The following is a 14,904-nucleotide window of genomic DNA, read 5'->3' as shown; positions in this document are numbered from 1 at the left end:
TGTGTCACGTTCTGCGGATGGATTGGGGCCATCGATATAGCCCGTTGAAGCAGAGGTCAAAGAGTATCGTGAAGTTCGTCAGCTACAACATCCAGTACGGGATCGGCCAGGACGGGCGTTTTGACCCCGAGCGTATTGCTTCCAGCATCCGGGGCGCTGATGTCATCGCCCTGCAGGAGGTGACGTGCGGCTACGAGCGGAATGGTTATGCCGATTTGGTGGAGACGTTCTCCGCGCTGTTTCCCGACTTTTTTTGCCGTTTCGGCCCTGCCTGCGACGTGCTGGTCGATCATGAGATGATCGGGGGGCGTTTGCGGGAGCGGCGCTTCCAGTTCGGCAACATGGTGCTGTCGCGCTTCCCGATCCGGGCCAGCCGAAACCTGCTGTTGCCGCGCGCCCGAACCTATGGAAAGCTGAACCTGCAGCGCAGCGCTCTGGAGACCGTGATTGAGGCGCCCGGTGGCGCGCTTCGCGTTTACAGCGTTCATCTCGACCACGTCTCTCCCGACGAGCGCATCGCCCAGATCGCCTTTCTCAAGGCGCGGGCCTGCAGTTTCCTTGAGGAAGGCGGTGCGTTGACGGGCGCCAGCGAGTTTGCGGTGGTCGATCCTCCCTCGCCTGCCGACTTCCTGATCATGGGTGACTTCAACATGGAACCGGAAAGACCGGAATATATCGCCATGACCGGCCATGCTGACGCCTATTACGGCCGCGCGCCGCGCGCCGGCTTTCCGACTGATGCGCAGGCGCATCTGAACAGCCGGGCCGATAACAGCTATAGCTGGGTGAGCGAAGATGGGTTGCGGCGTATGCATCTCGATTACTGTTTCGTGAGCGGCGGTCTGGCGCATCGCCTGAAAACGGCCTGGGTGGATACGAAGGCGAACGGGTCCGATCATCTGCCGGTGTGGACCGAACTCGCATGGTGAGCCGGGGCGGATGCCCCAGGCTCCACAATCGTCGGCTCATAGATGTCTAGCTGCGAAATCCGCCTGGTTCAGCCGCATGTCGACCAGAGTCACCATGCCGTTTCGACCGCGAGAATAGACATCGGTCACGCCGATGATCCGGCACCCGCGTCTTTCCAGAAGGCGCAGCGAGGCGGTATTATCGGTAAACGCGCCAACGGCGACCTCCGCTGCGGGTAAGCGGCGGAAGAAGCGATTAAGCGCCGCGTCCACGGCTTCGCTCATCAGACCCCTGCCCCAGTAGAAGCGGTTGAGCCAATAGCCGAGATGCCACAGACCATGGCGCAGTTCGATCGACACCACACCGACATGAACCTCATCAAGGGTGATGGCGAAAGACCAGTCAGGCTTCAGGCCTGATGTCACCATGTTCAGCCAGTCCAGCCCGTCCTGCCGGTCATAAGGGACCGGAACACGGGTCAACATGCGGGCCACGGCGAAATCCCCAAGCGATGTGGCGATCGCCTCCGCGTCGTCCAGCCGATGCGGCCGCAGCACGAGACGCTCGGTCTCGATGACCGGGCAAGGACCGGGTCCGACCGCAGAAGCGACCGTCCGGCGTTCTGCAACAAGCGCGCTCATCGCATCTCCCCCCAGCTCTTCAGCGACAGCCAGGTTTTGCGGTCGAGCCGGTACCATTCGACCGGTACCGTGCCGCCCATGGCGAGGTTGCCGACCATGCCGGAGCCCTGGAACTGGAAGCCGCACTTCTGGATGACCCGGCGCGAGGGGATGTTGGTGACCCTGCAACGCGCATCAATGCGCGTGATCCATTCGCGGGTGCGGAAGGCCATGTCGATCAGCGCGTGGGCTGCTTCCGTTGCATAACCCCTGTTCCAATAGGGTTCGCCCAGCCAATAGCCCATTTCGAGGATATCATCGTTTTCCGGATGCGGCTCAAGCGCGCAGCAACCGAGAAACTCGCCGTTGTCTGCTTTGGTGATGGCATAGACGCACTTGCCAATCTCGCCGATATTCGTGCGTCGCACGAAGTCCGCTGCGTCTTTTGCCGTGTAGGGGTGCGGCATGCGGGCCACCATGGTGGCGATCGCGGCGTTGTTGGCGAGATGGGCAAGGGCGTCAATGTCCTCGATGTGCGGTGCGCGCAGGACCAGTCGTTGCGACAACAAAACGGGGCAATCGCTCCGTGACCGATCGGGCCTTTGCCGATCGTCGGGCGACCGTGATTGGTCGTCCCTCAACAATAAACTCTGCATGGTTCAGTCTCCTTGGTTGGAAAAAAGGAAAAGGGGAGATGGCGCCCCATCTCCCCTTTCTTCAGACTGAACCTTTGCGCATTCAGCCGGGTCGATGAGACGCCGGCTGTTTTAGAGCGCTACCGGCTTATTCCGCTGCTTCGGCTTTCGGCATGACAGACACGTACACTTTGCCATTGGCCTTGGTACGGTAAGCAACATTGCCGGCGACGAGTGCAAAAACGGTATGGTCCTTGCCCATGCCAACATTGGCGTCGGGATGCCACTGCGTGCCGCGCTGACGAACGATGATGTTGCCCGGAATGACGGCTTCGCCGCCGAACTTCTTCACGCCGAGGCGCTTTGAATTGGAATCGCGACCGTTGCGCGAGGAACCGCCAGCTTTTTTGTGTGCCATTGGAGTTCTCCTTTAAACCTTGTTCTGAAACCCTGGCCGATCAGGCCGCGACGATGTCGGTGATGCGCACCACGGTGTGGTGCTGGCGGTGACCGCGCGTACGCTTAGAGTTCTGGCGACGACGCTTCTTGAAGGCGATGACCTTCTTGCCGCGATTGTGCTCGACGACTTCGGCCTTGACGGAGGCGCCGGCAACGAAGGGCGCGCCGATCTTGGCATCTTCGCCTTCGCCGACGATGAGAACTTCGGTGAATTCGATGGTTGCACCAGCTTCGGCTTCCAACTTTTCGATGGTCAGCACGTCGTTGGCGTTGACGCGGTACTGTTTACCGCCGGTCTTGATGACTGCGAACATTTTTTATCCTTTCATGTTCGTTCCGGCTCTCCTCTTGGAAGGGGCCGTCTTTTTGCCAGTCGGAGGAGCAGAGACTTTCTCTGCCGGTTCATTCCCGCGAGAGCGAGGCTTTCAAGAGGTATCGCTACACCTTTTAAGTCGAGGGTCGCATACGTGAGGGACCTAGAGCTGTCAAGATAAAAGCTGGAAAAACCGTCGCATTCACTCTTGCATGGGGTTTCAGTTGCCGCTATGAGACAGCCCGCGCCATGAAGCGCCGACCAGTGTGACCGGAGAGGTGGCTGAGTGGTCGAAAGCACCGCACTCGAAATGCGGCATACTCGCAAGGGTATCGTGGGTTCGAATCCCACCCTCTCCGCCATTGTGAACCTTTGTCCATACCGAAGACATAGGTAACATCGTGTACCTAAGACATGGGTAACATCCTTGCCGAAGGAGTTGTCGATGGTTTGCAAAGTCCTCTGTTCCAGGTCGATATATCCCAGATCATAGTGCATGAAGCTGACGAGAAAATGCCGTCATCGACTCTTGGATGCCGACCTTCTGGCCTGCCATGACGACTGAGATGTTGATCTTCTTGCGATGCATGCAGATGCGACCGCAGGAGGTGACTGTGACATCTGTGTCGTGGAACGGATTATCAACCTGCCGTGATCGCTTTCGAGTGCCGCGACCGTCGCGAACGGCATCTGTCCGGTCCCGCGGTTCAGCAAAAAAGACTTTCAATAATGCTCGATCATCGGATCGAGGGAACAACCGCTCCATTCTTGGCACCACGGACATCCAGATGGTTCTTGCTATACCGCCGTAGAGAGGCGTAGCGTGTCTCGATCGAAGCGGACCATTCCGACTGCTGCGTCGGTGGAAATGATACCGAATCCATCCGCACTCAGTCCCGTGATGGCTGCGAACTCCAGAACAGGGAAAGTCATCATGGCCAAAGGTCAGCAGCGGTCGAACCGCGAAGTGAGAAAGCCTAAGAAAGACAAGGAGAAGCCGTCTGCGGCCCCTGTGTCGAGCTTCAACACGCAGATGAAGAATGCGGAGTCCTCGACTCCCAAGAAGCGCTGACACCGAAAGGCGGGAGACCCTTGCCTTCAGACGGGCTTGGTATTCCAAAAGGGTACTCGGTCTCCCATCCCAACCGCACCGGACACTCGAGCGCTCAAAATCCTCCGGGTGGTCGTAAAGTGGGGGGCTGACCGCTGCTTGCTCCTTGAGACAGTTCTGCTCACAGCACTTTCAAACCGCTTTCCCTTTGCCCCTGACATGCGCTATGGGCAGGCCCATGACTCCTTCGTCCTTCACCATTCTTCTAGGTGGTCATCTGACCGTGACGGATCGCCTCAAGGCTCTGACCCAAGGCAGTCGTGCGATTGCCGCGGATAGTGGCATGCGGCATGCTTTAGCGCTCGGGGTCGTTCCCGAACTCTGGGCAGGCGACTTCGACAGCAGCGACGCAAGCCTTGTTGCGCAGTGGCCGCAAGTCGAGCGTCGCACCTATCCTGCCGCCAAGGCTGCGACCGACGGCGAGATTGCCGTCGCCGAGGCGATTGCCCGGGGTGCAACGCGGTTGATTTTTGCAGGTGCGCTCGGCGGTGAGCGCTCGGACCATGCCTTGCAGCACTACCTGAATGCGCTTGGCCTTGTCGAAGATGGGTTCGAGGTGGTGCTGACCTCCGGCGACGAAGAGGCCTATCCTTTTGCAGACGAGAGCCAGCTCGAGCTGGAATTGCCGAAGGGGGCGTTGTTCTCGGTTCTGGGTTTTACCGCGCTTGAAGGTCTGACGATCCGCAACGCGCGCTATCCGCTCACCGATTTTTCGCTGGCCTTCGGATCGTCGCGCACCATTTCCAATGTCGCCGAAGGTCCCATTTCGGTCTCGCTCACCCGTGGCCGTGCCGTCCTTCTGGCACGCCCTTACGATTTTTCCGGAGCCTGAAGCCTTGGCGCCTCCCATTCTGAAACTCGACGATATCTACCTATCCTTCGGCGGTACCCCGCTCCTCAACGGTGCCGGGCTGCAGGTTGAACCAGGCGACCGGATTTGCCTGGTCGGGCGCAACGGTTCGGGCAAGTCTACGTTGATGAAGATTGCCGCCGGTCTGGTGGAGGCACAGTCGGGGGAGGTTTTCCGTCACCCGGCCTCCACCATCCGTTATCTCGAGCAGGCACCTGATTTTGCCGGTTACGGCACCGTTCAAGCCTATGCCGAGGCAGGGCTTGGGCCGGGTGATGATCCGTACCGCGTGACCTATCTGCTGGAGCATCTGGGTCTGACCGGTCAGGAAGATCCGACGCGGCTTTCGGGTGGTGAAGCGCGGCGCGCAGCGCTTGCGCGCGTGCTGGCGCCCGAGCCTGACATTCTGATGCTTGATGAGCCGACGAACCATCTCGATCTGCCGACGATCGAGTGGCTCGAAGGCGAATTGCAGAAGACGCGAAGCGCGCTCGTCCTGATCTCGCACGACCGCCGCTTCCTAGAGAAGATCTCGACCGCCACGGTCTGGCTGGACCGCGGGCTGTCGCGCAGGCTTGCCCGTGGCTTTTCCTATTTCGAGGAATGGCGCGACAAGGTGCTGGAAGAGGAAGAAATCGAGCAGCACAAGCTCGGCCGCCAGATTGAGCGCGAGGAGCACTGGTTACGCTACGGCGTCACTGCGCGGCGCAAGCGCAATATGCGGCGACTGGGCAATCTCCAGGCGCTGCGTGCGGACTATCGGGGCCACAAGGGGCCGCAGGGCACAATCCAGGCTGCCGTCAGCGAAGGTCGCGAAAGCGGAAAGCTGGTCGTCGAGGCAGACAAGATCACGAAAACCTATGGTGACAGGACCATCGTCGCGCCCTTCTCCATCCGCGTGCATCGCGGCGACTGCATCGGTCTGATTGGCCCGAACGGTGCCGGCAAGACGACGCTTCTGAAGATGCTAACCGGCCAGTTGCGGCCGGACGGTGGGGTGATCAAGCTCGGGACGAACTTGGAAATCGCGGTTCTCGACCAGAAGCGCGAAGACCTCAATCCGGACGATACGCTGGCCCATTACCTGACCGACGGCCGTGGTGAGAATCTGCTCGTCAACGGCGAGCAGAAGCATGTCACCGGCTACATGAAAGACTTCCTTTTCCAGCCGGAACAGGCTCGCACGCCGATCCGTAATCTATCCGGCGGTGAGCGGGCCCGGTTGATGCTGGCGCGGATCATGGCAAAGCCATCGAACCTGCTGATCCTCGACGAGCCGACCAACGACCTTGACATCGAGACGTTGGATCTTTTGCAAGAAATTGTCGCGGGTTATGCAGGTACGGTCATTCTCGTCAGCCATGACCGTGATTTCCTCGACCGCACTGTGACCTCGACCATTGCGCCCGCCAATCCGGATGCCCCCGATGGCCGTTGGATCGAATATGCCGGTGGCTATTCGGACATGCTGGCCCAGCGCAAGGGCGTCGAGGACGAACGCAAGCGCGCCGAAAAAGCCGAAAAGGCTAAGGCGCAGGACATGTCTGGCGCAAAGACCACCGAAGCTGTCTCCAAGAGCAAGGGTAAACTGTCGTTCAAGCAGAAATTTGCTCTCGAAAATTTGCCGAAGGACATGGAAAAGGCGGAGAAAGAGATTGCCGCGCGCGAAGCCAAGATGGCGGATCCCAATCTCTTCTCGAAGGACCCGGCGACCTTCGCCCGGCTCGCTGCCGAAATGGAGAAGCTTCGCGCCGACATTACCCGCTGGGAAGAGGAATGGCTGGAGCTCGAGATGCTGCGCGAGGAACTCGAGGGGTAGAAGACCGCTTCACCTCGGGGGATCCATCATCCGCTCGAGATGCACCAACCTTGCTCCCGTTGCCTTGGCAAAGGCGGCGGAACGACCAATGTAGAGCAGGGAGGCGTCGGGCATTTCGCCGAGCAAAGCTGCCAAACGGATTTCGGTGTCCGGCTCCAACCCCTCCAGCACATCGAATAGCACGACCCAGCGCGGTTTGCGCAGAAGCATATTGGCAAAGGCCAGCGCCATCTGCTCATCCTTGTCGAGGAGCCTTTCCCAGCGGGCACGCTCGTAAAGACGGCCGCCAAGATTTCCAAGCCCCACCTTCTCCAGGGCAAGCTTCATGTCGGAATCGGTGAAGTTCGCGGAAGCCAAGGGGTAAGCGAGCAGACTGCGCAGGCTTCCCTCCGGCAGGTAGCCGATCTGTGGTATGAAGAGGATGTCCGTCGCTGCGGGGAGAAAGATCTTGCCCTTGCCGAACGGCCACAGGCCAGCAAGCGCATTGAAGAACAGCTTGCGATTCACGCCCTGGTCGCCGTTGACCATGACATGCTGGCCGGGAGCGATCTCGACGTCTCTTTCGACGAGGCGGAACGCGCCGCCATTGTTCTCGCCCTGCAAGCGGGAGCCGATCTCGAGCCCTCTCAGACGCAGTGCGCCATCCTCTGACGGTAAGATTTCGATCCTGCCTGGCATCTGCTCCGCATTGTCCATCGCATCGAGAGCAGCGCGGAAGACCGTGACGCGGAGGAGTGCTGCGCGCCAGTCGGCAATCTGCCCAAAATTGTCGACATACCAGCGCAGAGCCGAATAGACTTGGGTAAAGGCCGCGGCCGCCATCATCAGGCCACCGAAGGTGATGGTCCCGGAAAAATAGGCTGGCGAGGCGATCAGGATCGGGACGATGATTGCCAGCCAGCCGAAGCCTGCGGTCACCCAGGTGAGATTGGTGAGCGCGAGGGCGAGGTTGCGGATCGAGCCCAAAACGCCGTCCAGCGTTTCATGGATATGTCGCTTTTCGGCGTCTTCTCCGCGCGCCACGGCGATGGCGTCCAGGTTCTCGTTGGCGCGCATGAGGGAGAAACGTAAGTCGGCCTCGCGGGCATAACGCTCAGCATTCAGGTTCGACAGCCGATGTCCGACGAGGCGGCTCAAAAGCGAGGCGGCAAGGGCATAGAGAATGGCACCCCACACCATGTAACCGGGGATCTGAAAGCTCCAGTCTCCCAGCTTGAAGACGAGGTCGCTCGATAGGCCCCAGAGGACCCCGATGAAGCTCACCAGAAGAATGGTCGCATTGAAAAGACCGATCGACAGTGACGTTGTCATCTCTGCGAGCTTGCGCGCATCTTCGTGCAGGCGCTGGTCCGGGTTTACGCCGAGCGGGCTCGCCATGGAGAGGCGAAAGGCGCGACGTCCCGCAAGCCACTGGTCGATGACGTCGCGCGTCAGACCCTCCCGCATGTGCAAAGCCGTCATCTGGTTCAACCAGGCCTGGATCACGTTGAGCACGAGAAGCACACCGGCGATAACAGCGAAGTTGCGAAGTTCCTGCAGAAATGCCGGCAGGTTTCGCTGCTCCAGCGAATTGTAGAACGGCGCGTTCCAGTGGTTCAGCATCACGGTGCCATAGGCGGTTGCCAGGATGACAGCGACCAATGCGAAGGCGAAGACGAGGATGCGATTGCGAATTGCAGAGTGCCAGAAGCTATCCAAGGCGATGGCTATCTGGCGGCGAAAGCTCCCTTCGACGGCGGCAACAATCTGATCGACTGAGATCGGCCCTCCGCTCGTTTCACTCGTCATGCCATCAAGCCTCGAAAACGTTCAACTACAGTCTGTTGACTGCATAGCATGGCGAGATTGCGTTTGGCTTACCGTAGCACCAAGAGGTCTGCCATCTTGCGCTCCCCAACCTGCCGCGCTATTTCCATGACTGCTCTAACGGGGTGCCTTCTGATCCGCCGTGATCGGAATGCTGAGAGGCGTCAGCCAACCCGCGGAACCTGATCCGGTTAACACCGGCGGAGGGATTAGACGCGTCGATTGTAAACGCCCTATCCCGATATCATTGATCTTTTGGAGGAGGGCGTCATGCCGTCACATCTCGCTAAATTTGTTCGCGTCGGCCTTGCCGCAGCCTTGTTGCCAACCGGTCTATCCGCGTCGGCGCAGGCAGCTGACAAGGTTCTGACTGTCTATACCTATGAAAGCTTCATCTCCGAATGGGGACCGGGGCCGAAGGTGAAGGAAGCCTTTGAAAAGACCTGCGATTGCAGCGTCAATTTTGTCGGTGTTGCCGATGGAGTGGCCCTTCTGACCCGTCTCAAGCTTGAAGGTCAAAGCTCCAAGGCCGATGTCGTGCTGGGGCTGGACACCAATCTGGTGGAGGAAGCCAAGCAGACAGGATTGTTCGATAAGGCTGTGATCGACACGTCGACAGTGAAGGTTCCTGGGGGCTTCAGCGATGATGTGTTCGTGCCTTACGACTACGGTCATTTCGCAGTGATCTACGACACCCAGGCGATCCAGACGCCGCCGAAGAGCCTCAAGGAATTGGTCGAGGGTGACCCGAACCAGAAGATCGTCATTCAGGATCCCCGCACTTCGACGCCAGGCCTCGGACTCTTGCTTTGGGTCAAGTCCGTCTATGGCGAGAAGGCGCCCGAGGCCTGGGCCAAGCTGAAGAACCGTGTTCTCACGGTGACCCCCGGTTGGTCGGAAGCTTATGGTCTGTTTACAAAGGGGGAGGCGCCGATGGTATTGTCTTACACAACATCGCCGGCCTACCACATGGTCGCAGAAAATACCGAGCGCTATCAGGCAGCGGATTTTTCAGAAGGTCATTACATTCAGATCGAAGTTGCCGGCATTTTGAAGAACGCGCCGGATAAGGATCTTGCGCGGCAGTTCCTCGCCTTCATTCTTGAGCCCGGTTTCCAAGATACTATTCCGACGAACAACTGGATGATGCCGGCTGCTGATACGTCCGAGCCGCTGCCGGATGCCTTCGGCAAGCTCGTTCAGCCGAAGACGACCTTCCTGATGAGCCCGGCCGAAGTGGCGGCCAATCGTCAGGCCTGGATCGACGAGTGGCTGAAGGCGATGACGCTCAACTGACCCGCTGATGCTGCGCCCGCTGCACCAGTCGTGGCGTGTAAGACTGCCTGCTCTCGCGGGCGGTCTTTTTGTCTTGATGGTGATCTCTGGCTTCGTCGGGGTGGCGCTCGTGATGCTTCTGTCGGGGCCTGTCGCCGGTTTGGAGGTTTTCGCTGATCCGGTCGTGCGCTCCGTGCTCGGCTTTACCCTGTGGCAGGCTCTGCTTTCCACTTTGCTTTCCGTCGGTCTCGCCCTGCCGTTCGCCAGTGCTCTGGCGCGGCAGCCAAGCTTCCCGGGCCGGCCGTGGCTGATCCGGCTGATGGCGGTGCCGATGGGTCTGCCTGTGCTGATAGGCGCGCTCGGCCTTATCGGGGTATTTGGCCGCAACGGTCTGGTCAATCAGCTTCTCTCGTGGCTCGGGGTTTCGCAGCCCGTATCGATCTATGGCCTGTCTGGCATTCTCATCGCGCATGTCTTCTTCAACCTGCCCCTCGCGGCCCGCCTGATGCTGTCTGCGCTGGAACGCGTACCGGCGGAGTATTGGCGTTCCGCTGCCAGCCTCGGCTTTTCGCCGTTATCCACGTTCCGGTTCATCGAATGGCCAGTGCTTGCGCGGGTGATCCCAGGCGCTGCGGGGCTGATCTTCATGCTGTGTGTTACCAGCTTCACGCTGGTCCTCGTCTTCGGGGGTGGGCCGGCTGCGACCACGATCGAGGTGGCAATCTATCAGGCGCTGCGCTTCGATTTCGATCCTGTGCGGGCGGTCTCGCTCGCATGTGTTCAGATCACCGTGACCGGCTGCGTCCTCGCGGTCCTCAGCCTATTGCCCGTAGCCGGGGATTCGGGGACGACCAGCGGTCGCGGCTATGTGCGCTTCGATGGTCATCGTCCCCTTGTTCGGTTGGTGGATGGGTTAATGCTGGTGTCCGGCGGCCTCTTCCTTGTTCTGCCGCTCGGACAGGTGGTTGTATCCGGACTGCGGGCCGATCTCGTCCGGCTTGTCGAGCAAGAGGCCTTCCAACAGGCGGCGCTGACCAGCCTCATGGTCTCGCTGGGAGCAGGCCTCGCTGCCACGCTCGGAGCCTATCTGATTATTGCTGCACGAAGCCAGCTGTCGGGACACACTTCGCTCACCTGGACGGCACGTCTCTTCTCAATCGGTCTTGCGGGTGCCTCCTCGCTGGTGCTCCTGCTCCCGACGAGCATCCTCGCGACTGGCTGGTTCCTGGCCCTCAGACCGCACGGTGATATCGCGGATTTTGCGCCCCTCGTCGTGGTCGGTATCAACGCCCTCATGGCTCTTCCGTTTGCTGTGCGAGTTCTCGGGCCCGCCTTTTCCGAACACCGTGACCGCACCGGTCGGTTGTGTGAAAGTCTTGGCCTTTCGGTTGGTCAGAGGCTGCGTTTCGTCGATTGGCCGGCGCTTCGACGGCCACTCCTCACGGCACTCGCCTTCGCCATGGCTCTTTCGCTCGGTGATTTGGGGGCAGTCGCATTGTTTGGTTCCGAGAATATCACCACGTTACCGACACTCATTTATGCGCAGATGGGCAGCTATCGCAGCAACGATGCCGACGGTCTGGCGCTGCTTCTGGGTCTGATCTGCCTGGTGCTGGCGCTGATCGGCGCACCCGGCACCTCGCCGGGCTCTCTTGCAAAGGAGCGAGTCCATGCCGGCTAACGCCTCCGTCCATCTCGCCCATACCCGGTTGACGCTTAGCCAGAACCGATTCCATTTCGATTGCGAGTTTCAGGCTGGCGCGGTCACAGCGATTGTCGGCCCGTCTGGCGCAGGGAAGTCGACGTTGCTCAATCTGGTTTCCGGTTTCGAGCGGCCGGATAGCGGCACGGTCTGGATCGATGGATTAGACGTTACTCGGCTCCCGCCGGCAGAGCGCCCTGTCTCCCTCGTCTTTCAGGACAACAACCTGTTTTCCCATCTGGATCTCTTCACCAATATCGGGCTCGGCATCCATCCTGGCCTCAGGCTCCAACCAACCGATCGCGTGGCGATTTCGCAAGCCCTCGAACGCGTCGGCCTTGCGGGCTACGAACGACGGCTGCCCGGCTCTCTATCAGGCGGGGAGCGCCAGCGGGTGGCTTTCGCCCGGGCGCTGGTGCGCCGACGCCCGGTCTTGCTACTCGATGAGCCATTTGCAGCACTTGATCCGGCGCTGCGGTCATCCATGGTTGCTCTGCTCTCCGACCTGCATCGGGAGACTGGCTCAACCGTGCTTCTCGTCACACATGACCCGCGTGATCTGGAACGGCTTGCCCAGTATGTCGTCTTTGTCGACGGCGGGAGCGTGCTCGTCGAGGCTGAGACCGCGCGATTTCTCGCCCGACGCGACCTCCCACCGGTCCGTGACTTCCTCGGTCTCGGGCCTCAGGTGGAACCTTCGCCTTAATTTGGTCGTTCGCTCCTGTCATGCGGCCAGTGAATGGTTGCCAAGCGTAGCAAGGGCTTGGTCAATGCGGTCGCGGGCACTATGGTCTAGAGCATGCGACAGTTTCGCATTATGGAATGAGCCCAGGGACCGTGTTCGCACGATTCTGGTGCCAGGCAAGTGGATGCTGCACCCGGGACCGACCTGACAGGCGGAGCCTCGGGCACAGGGTTAAGGGGCAGGATGCAGTTTTTCAGCCGGAACAGCGCAATGGCTGCCGATGGTAATCGGCGGCGCCGGCCTGCAAGGCTTGCGTCGACGGCAGCTGCGTTCGTTGTAAGCGGGCTGGTTCTGTCGTCCTGTCAGTCGCTGTTCGAGCAGGCGTATGAGCCTTCCGTCTCGCCGTCCAGCAATCCGCAGATCGTCGAAGAAGTCCAGAAGGGCGATCCGCGTGCCCAGATGGGTGCCCGCGAGCATCCCCGTATTGTAGCCTCCTACGGCGGTGAGTATTCCGACGCCAAAACCGAACGGCTTGTTGCACGCATTGCCGGTGCGCTGACCGCTGTCTCGGAAAACCCCAACCAGTCGTACCGTATCACCATCCTCAATTCGCCTGCGATCAATGCCTTCGCGCTGCCCGGCGGTTACCTCTACGTGACGCGCGGGCTCCTGGCGCTGGCCAATGATGCGTCCGAGGTCGCCGCCGTGCTTAGCCACGAAATGGCGCATGTGACCGCCAATCACGGCATCGAGCGTCAGCGGCGCGAAGAGGCGGAAGTCATTGCAAGCCGGGTGGTGGCAGAAGTGCTTTCCAGCGATCTCGCCGGCAAGCAGGCGCTCGCGCGAGGCAAGCTTAGGCTCGCTGCCTTTTCCCGTCAGCAGGAACTGCAGGCCGACGTGATCGGCGTTAGGACCCTTGGCGAAGCAGGCTATGATCCTTATGCCGCAGCCCGTTTCCTCGATTCCATGGCACGCTATAGCCAGTTCACATCGGTGGATCCCGATGCCGACCAGAGTCTGGACTTCCTGTCGAGCCATCCCAATGCGCCACAGCGCGTCGAGCTTGCCAAGCGACATGCGCGTGCGTTCGGCCCCGAAGGCACGCATGGGGAGACTGGTCGCGACTATTACCTGAATGGTATCGACGGCCTTCTCTACGGTGACAGCCCTCAGGAAGGTTTCGTGCGCGGCCAGACCTTCCTGCATGGCCAGCTCGGCATCCGCTTTGATGTGCCGGTCGGCTTCCAGATCGACAACAAGGTCGAGGCGGTACTTGCCACTGGCCCCGGCGATGTTGCCATCCGCTTTGATGGTGTGGCCGACAATCAGAAGATCAGCCTGCCGAACTATATTTCAAGCGGCTGGGTCACCGGCCTTTTGCCGGATACGATCCAGACGATCTCGGTGAATGGCCTTGAAGCTGCGACCGCGAAAGCCTCCGCGGATCGCTGGGACTTCGACATCACGGTCATTCGCATCGGCCCGCAGATCTTCCGGTTTTTGACTGCGGTACCGAAGGGCAGTGCAGCGCTTGAGTCCACTGCTGCGCAGCTTCGGGCGTCTTTCCGCCGCATCACACCGCAAGAGGCCGCTTCGCTGAAGCCGCTGCGCGTGCGGGTTGTCACTGTCGGCACTGGCGACACCGTCGGAACTTTGTCAGCACGCATGATGGGCACCGAACGGAAGCTGGAGCTCTTCCGGCTGATCAATGCACTTGGACCGACTTCAACCGTCTCGCCCGGCATGCGGGTGAAAATCATCTCCGAGTGACGTCAGTTCTGTAGCCGACGAAAAAGCCGGCGTTCCCGCCGGCTTGCTCCTCTCAGCTGTCGCTACTGTTCAGTATGCCATCTCGTAACGAGCGGCCGTCGGAGCCTTATCAGTCAGGGCCAGCTTGAGTTTTTCAAGAGCCCGGGTCTCGATCTGGCGAACGCGCTCTTTCGAAATGCCGAGCTCCATGCCGAGTTCTTCCAAGGTCGCCCCGTCTTCCGTCAGACGGCGTGCCTTGATGATCCGGCTTTCCCGCTCGTTGAGCCTGTTCATCGCGTCCTTGAGCCAGCCGTTCCAGCGCTCCCCATCAATGATGGATGTGACCTGCTCGTCGGGCAGAGCCTCATTGCTCTCCAACATCTCCAGCTGCTCCGTGCCCTCGCCGTTGCGACCTGCAACAGGTGTCTGGAGTGACGCATCGTTGCCGGAAAGCCGCGCGTCCATCGATTGTACATCGGCAAGGCTGACGCCGAGTGCAGAGGCAATTTCCTGATGAATGGCCTGATCCGAGAGGCGGTTGTCACCCTGTGCCAGCTTGGCGCGGAGGCGGCGCAGGTTGAAGAACAAGGCCTTCTGGCTGGAGCTTGTGCCGCCGCGCACGATTGACCAGTTGCGCAGGATGTAATCCTGCATTGAGGCCCGGATCCACCAGCCGGCATATGTGGAGAAACGAACCTCGCGACCGGGGTCGAATCGCGCAGCTGCTTCCAGAAGGCCGATATAGCCTTCCTGGATGAGGTCGTTCAGCGGCAGACCGAAGCCGCGGAATTTCGATGCCATGGCAATGACGAGGCGCATGTGGGCCTGGGCGATACGATTACGAGCGCCCTGATCGTCCTGTTCCTTCCAGCGAATGGCAAGATCCAACTCTTCTTCTCGTTCCAGATAAGGCTGGGACATTGCGTATCTGATGATGTGTCTGTCAGCGGATATGGCCTTCATCGAAACAT

The 14,904-nt window shown here is 60.1% G+C and carries 14 protein-coding genes, 1 tRNA gene, 1 pseudogene and 1 riboswitch; of the genes and pseudogenes, 9 read left to right on the top strand and 7 right to left on the bottom strand.

Annotated features, from left to right (window positions below; genetic code table 11):
• Positions 1-68 precede the first annotated feature (68 nt).
• The gene (locus FJQ55_RS16670; protein ID WP_140829888.1) at positions 69-929 is read left to right on the top strand and encodes an endonuclease/exonuclease/phosphatase family protein; all 861 of its coding nucleotides are present in this window, start codon (positions 69-71) and stop codon (positions 927-929) included.
• A gap of 36 nt (positions 930-965) precedes the next feature.
• On the opposite strand, the gene FJQ55_RS16665 is transcribed toward FJQ55_RS16670, so the two are convergent.
• From FJQ55_RS16665 to rplU, 4 genes are all read right to left on the bottom strand, one after another.
• Positions 966-1,550 (bottom strand): GNAT family N-acetyltransferase, encoded by a 585-nt coding sequence (locus FJQ55_RS16665; protein ID WP_140829887.1) that lies wholly within the window; start codon positions 1,548-1,550, stop codon positions 966-968.
• The gene (locus FJQ55_RS16660) at positions 1,547-2,185 is read right to left on the bottom strand and encodes a GNAT family N-acetyltransferase (RefSeq protein ID WP_140829885.1); all 639 of its coding nucleotides are present in this window, start codon (positions 2,183-2,185) and stop codon (positions 1,547-1,549) included. The genes FJQ55_RS16665 and FJQ55_RS16660 overlap by 4 nt, the downstream gene beginning before the upstream one ends.
• 127 nt (positions 2,186-2,312) lie before the next feature.
• Positions 2,313-2,582, bottom strand: coding sequence for a 50S ribosomal protein L27 (gene rpmA / locus FJQ55_RS16655; protein ID WP_062281726.1), 270 nt, complete (start codon positions 2,580-2,582; stop codon positions 2,313-2,315).
• Positions 2,583-2,622: 40 nt separating this feature from the next.
• Positions 2,623-2,937 carry a 50S ribosomal protein L21 gene (gene rplU / locus FJQ55_RS16650; protein ID WP_062281728.1) on the bottom strand — a complete coding sequence of 105 codons (315 nt, stop codon included), beginning with the start codon at positions 2,935-2,937 and terminating at the stop codon, positions 2,623-2,625.
• Positions 2,938-3,208: 271 nt separating this feature from the next.
• Here rplU and FJQ55_RS16645 point away from each other — a divergent pair.
• Positions 3,209-3,298 (top strand) — tRNA-Ser (locus tag FJQ55_RS16645).
• 45 nt (positions 3,299-3,343) lie between these two features.
• Here the strand turns inward: FJQ55_RS16645 and FJQ55_RS24010 are convergent.
• Positions 3,344-3,585 (bottom strand): annotated as a pseudogene (locus FJQ55_RS24010) (hypothetical protein); the annotation flags it as partial.
• Between the two features lie 285 nt (positions 3,586-3,870).
• Between FJQ55_RS24010 and FJQ55_RS23440 the strand changes: the two are divergent.
• From FJQ55_RS23440 to FJQ55_RS16630, 3 genes are all read left to right on the top strand, one after another.
• On the top strand, positions 3,871-4,008 hold the full coding sequence (locus FJQ55_RS23440; protein WP_167507744.1) for a hypothetical protein: 138 nt from the start codon (positions 3,871-3,873) through the stop codon (positions 4,006-4,008).
• Between the two features lie 217 nt (positions 4,009-4,225).
• Positions 4,226-4,879 carry a thiamine diphosphokinase gene (locus tag FJQ55_RS16635; RefSeq protein WP_140829883.1) on the top strand — a complete coding sequence of 218 codons (654 nt, stop codon included), beginning with the start codon at positions 4,226-4,228 and terminating at the stop codon, positions 4,877-4,879.
• Between the two features lie 4 nt (positions 4,880-4,883).
• On the top strand, positions 4,884-6,716 hold the full coding sequence (locus FJQ55_RS16630; RefSeq protein WP_140829882.1) for an ABC-F family ATP-binding cassette domain-containing protein: 1,833 nt from the start codon (positions 4,884-4,886) through the stop codon (positions 6,714-6,716).
• 9 nt (positions 6,717-6,725) lie between these two features.
• Here the strand turns inward: FJQ55_RS16630 and FJQ55_RS16625 are convergent, their stop codons facing one another.
• On the bottom strand, positions 6,726-8,504 hold the full coding sequence (locus FJQ55_RS16625) for an ABC transporter ATP-binding protein/permease (protein WP_140829880.1): 1,779 nt from the start codon (positions 8,502-8,504) through the stop codon (positions 6,726-6,728).
• A 129-nt stretch (positions 8,505-8,633) separates the two neighbouring features.
• Positions 8,634-8,748: riboswitch (TPP riboswitch) on the top strand.
• Positions 8,749-8,792: 44 nt separating this feature from the next.
• On the opposite strand from FJQ55_RS16625, the gene thiB reads away from it, so the two are divergent.
• From thiB to FJQ55_RS16605, 4 genes are all read left to right on the top strand, one after another.
• Positions 8,793-9,818 (top strand): thiamine ABC transporter substrate binding subunit, encoded by a 1,026-nt coding sequence (gene thiB / locus FJQ55_RS16620; RefSeq protein ID WP_140829878.1) that lies wholly within the window; start codon positions 8,793-8,795, stop codon positions 9,816-9,818.
• A gap of 7 nt (positions 9,819-9,825) precedes the next feature.
• A complete protein-coding gene (thiP, locus tag FJQ55_RS16615; protein WP_140829877.1) occupies positions 9,826-11,478 on the top strand; it encodes a thiamine/thiamine pyrophosphate ABC transporter permease in 1,653 nt (550 codons plus the stop codon).
• Entirely contained in the window at positions 11,468-12,205 is a 738-nt protein-coding gene (gene thiQ / locus FJQ55_RS16610) for a thiamine ABC transporter ATP-binding protein (RefSeq protein ID WP_140829875.1), read from the top strand. Before thiP ends, thiQ begins: the two co-directional genes overlap by 11 nt.
• 249 nt (positions 12,206-12,454) lie before the next feature.
• Entirely contained in the window at positions 12,455-13,954 is a 1,500-nt protein-coding gene (locus tag FJQ55_RS16605) for a M48 family metalloprotease (RefSeq protein ID WP_246085164.1), read from the top strand.
• Positions 13,955-14,023: 69 nt separating this feature from the next.
• Here FJQ55_RS16605 and FJQ55_RS16600 read toward each other — a convergent pair whose 3' ends face one another.
• Positions 14,024-14,896 (bottom strand): RNA polymerase factor sigma-32, encoded by an 873-nt coding sequence (locus tag FJQ55_RS16600; RefSeq protein ID WP_140829872.1) that lies wholly within the window; start codon positions 14,894-14,896, stop codon positions 14,024-14,026.
• Between the last annotated feature and the right edge of the window lie 8 nt (positions 14,897-14,904).

Origin of the sequence: Rhizobium glycinendophyticum (assembly GCF_006443685.1) — a bacterium.
GTDB classification, from domain to species: Bacteria; Pseudomonadota; Alphaproteobacteria; order Rhizobiales; family Rhizobiaceae; genus Allorhizobium; species Allorhizobium glycinendophyticum.
This window is presented reverse-complemented; position numbering and strand designations above follow the sequence as displayed.

What these genes read in the sequence shown, in the direction of transcription:
- FJQ55_RS16665 (WP_140829887.1), bottom strand. Translation starts at nt 1,550, where the DNA reads ATGAGCGCGCTTGTTGCAGAACGCCGGACGGTCGCTTCTGCGGTCGGA.
- rpmA (WP_062281726.1), bottom strand. Translation starts at nt 2,582, where the DNA reads ATGGCACACAAAAAAGCTGGCGGTTCCTCGCGCAACGGTCGCGATTCC.
- thiP (WP_140829877.1), top strand. Translation starts at nt 9,826, where the DNA reads ATGCTGCGCCCGCTGCACCAGTCGTGGCGTGTAAGACTGCCTGCTCTC.
- FJQ55_RS16605 (WP_246085164.1), top strand. Translation starts at nt 12,455, where the DNA reads ATGGCTGCCGATGGTAATCGGCGGCGCCGGCCTGCAAGGCTTGCGTCG.
- FJQ55_RS16600 (WP_140829872.1), bottom strand. Translation starts at nt 14,896, where the DNA reads ATGAAGGCCATATCCGCTGACAGACACATCATCAGATACGCAATGTCC.
- thiQ (WP_140829875.1), top strand. Translation starts at nt 11,468, where the DNA reads ATGCCGGCTAACGCCTCCGTCCATCTCGCCCATACCCGGTTGACGCTT.
- FJQ55_RS16625 (WP_140829880.1), bottom strand. Translation starts at nt 8,504, where the DNA reads ATGACGAGTGAAACGAGCGGAGGGCCGATCTCAGTCGATCAGATTGTT.
- FJQ55_RS16635 (WP_140829883.1), top strand. Translation starts at nt 4,226, where the DNA reads ATGACTCCTTCGTCCTTCACCATTCTTCTAGGTGGTCATCTGACCGTG.
- FJQ55_RS16660 (WP_140829885.1), bottom strand. Translation starts at nt 2,185, where the DNA reads ATGCAGAGTTTATTGTTGAGGGACGACCAATCACGGTCGCCCGACGAT.
- rplU (WP_062281728.1), bottom strand. Translation starts at nt 2,937, where the DNA reads ATGTTCGCAGTCATCAAGACCGGCGGTAAACAGTACCGCGTCAACGCC.
- FJQ55_RS23440 (WP_167507744.1), top strand. Translation starts at nt 3,871, where the DNA reads ATGGCCAAAGGTCAGCAGCGGTCGAACCGCGAAGTGAGAAAGCCTAAG.
- thiB (WP_140829878.1), top strand. Translation starts at nt 8,793, where the DNA reads ATGCCGTCACATCTCGCTAAATTTGTTCGCGTCGGCCTTGCCGCAGCC.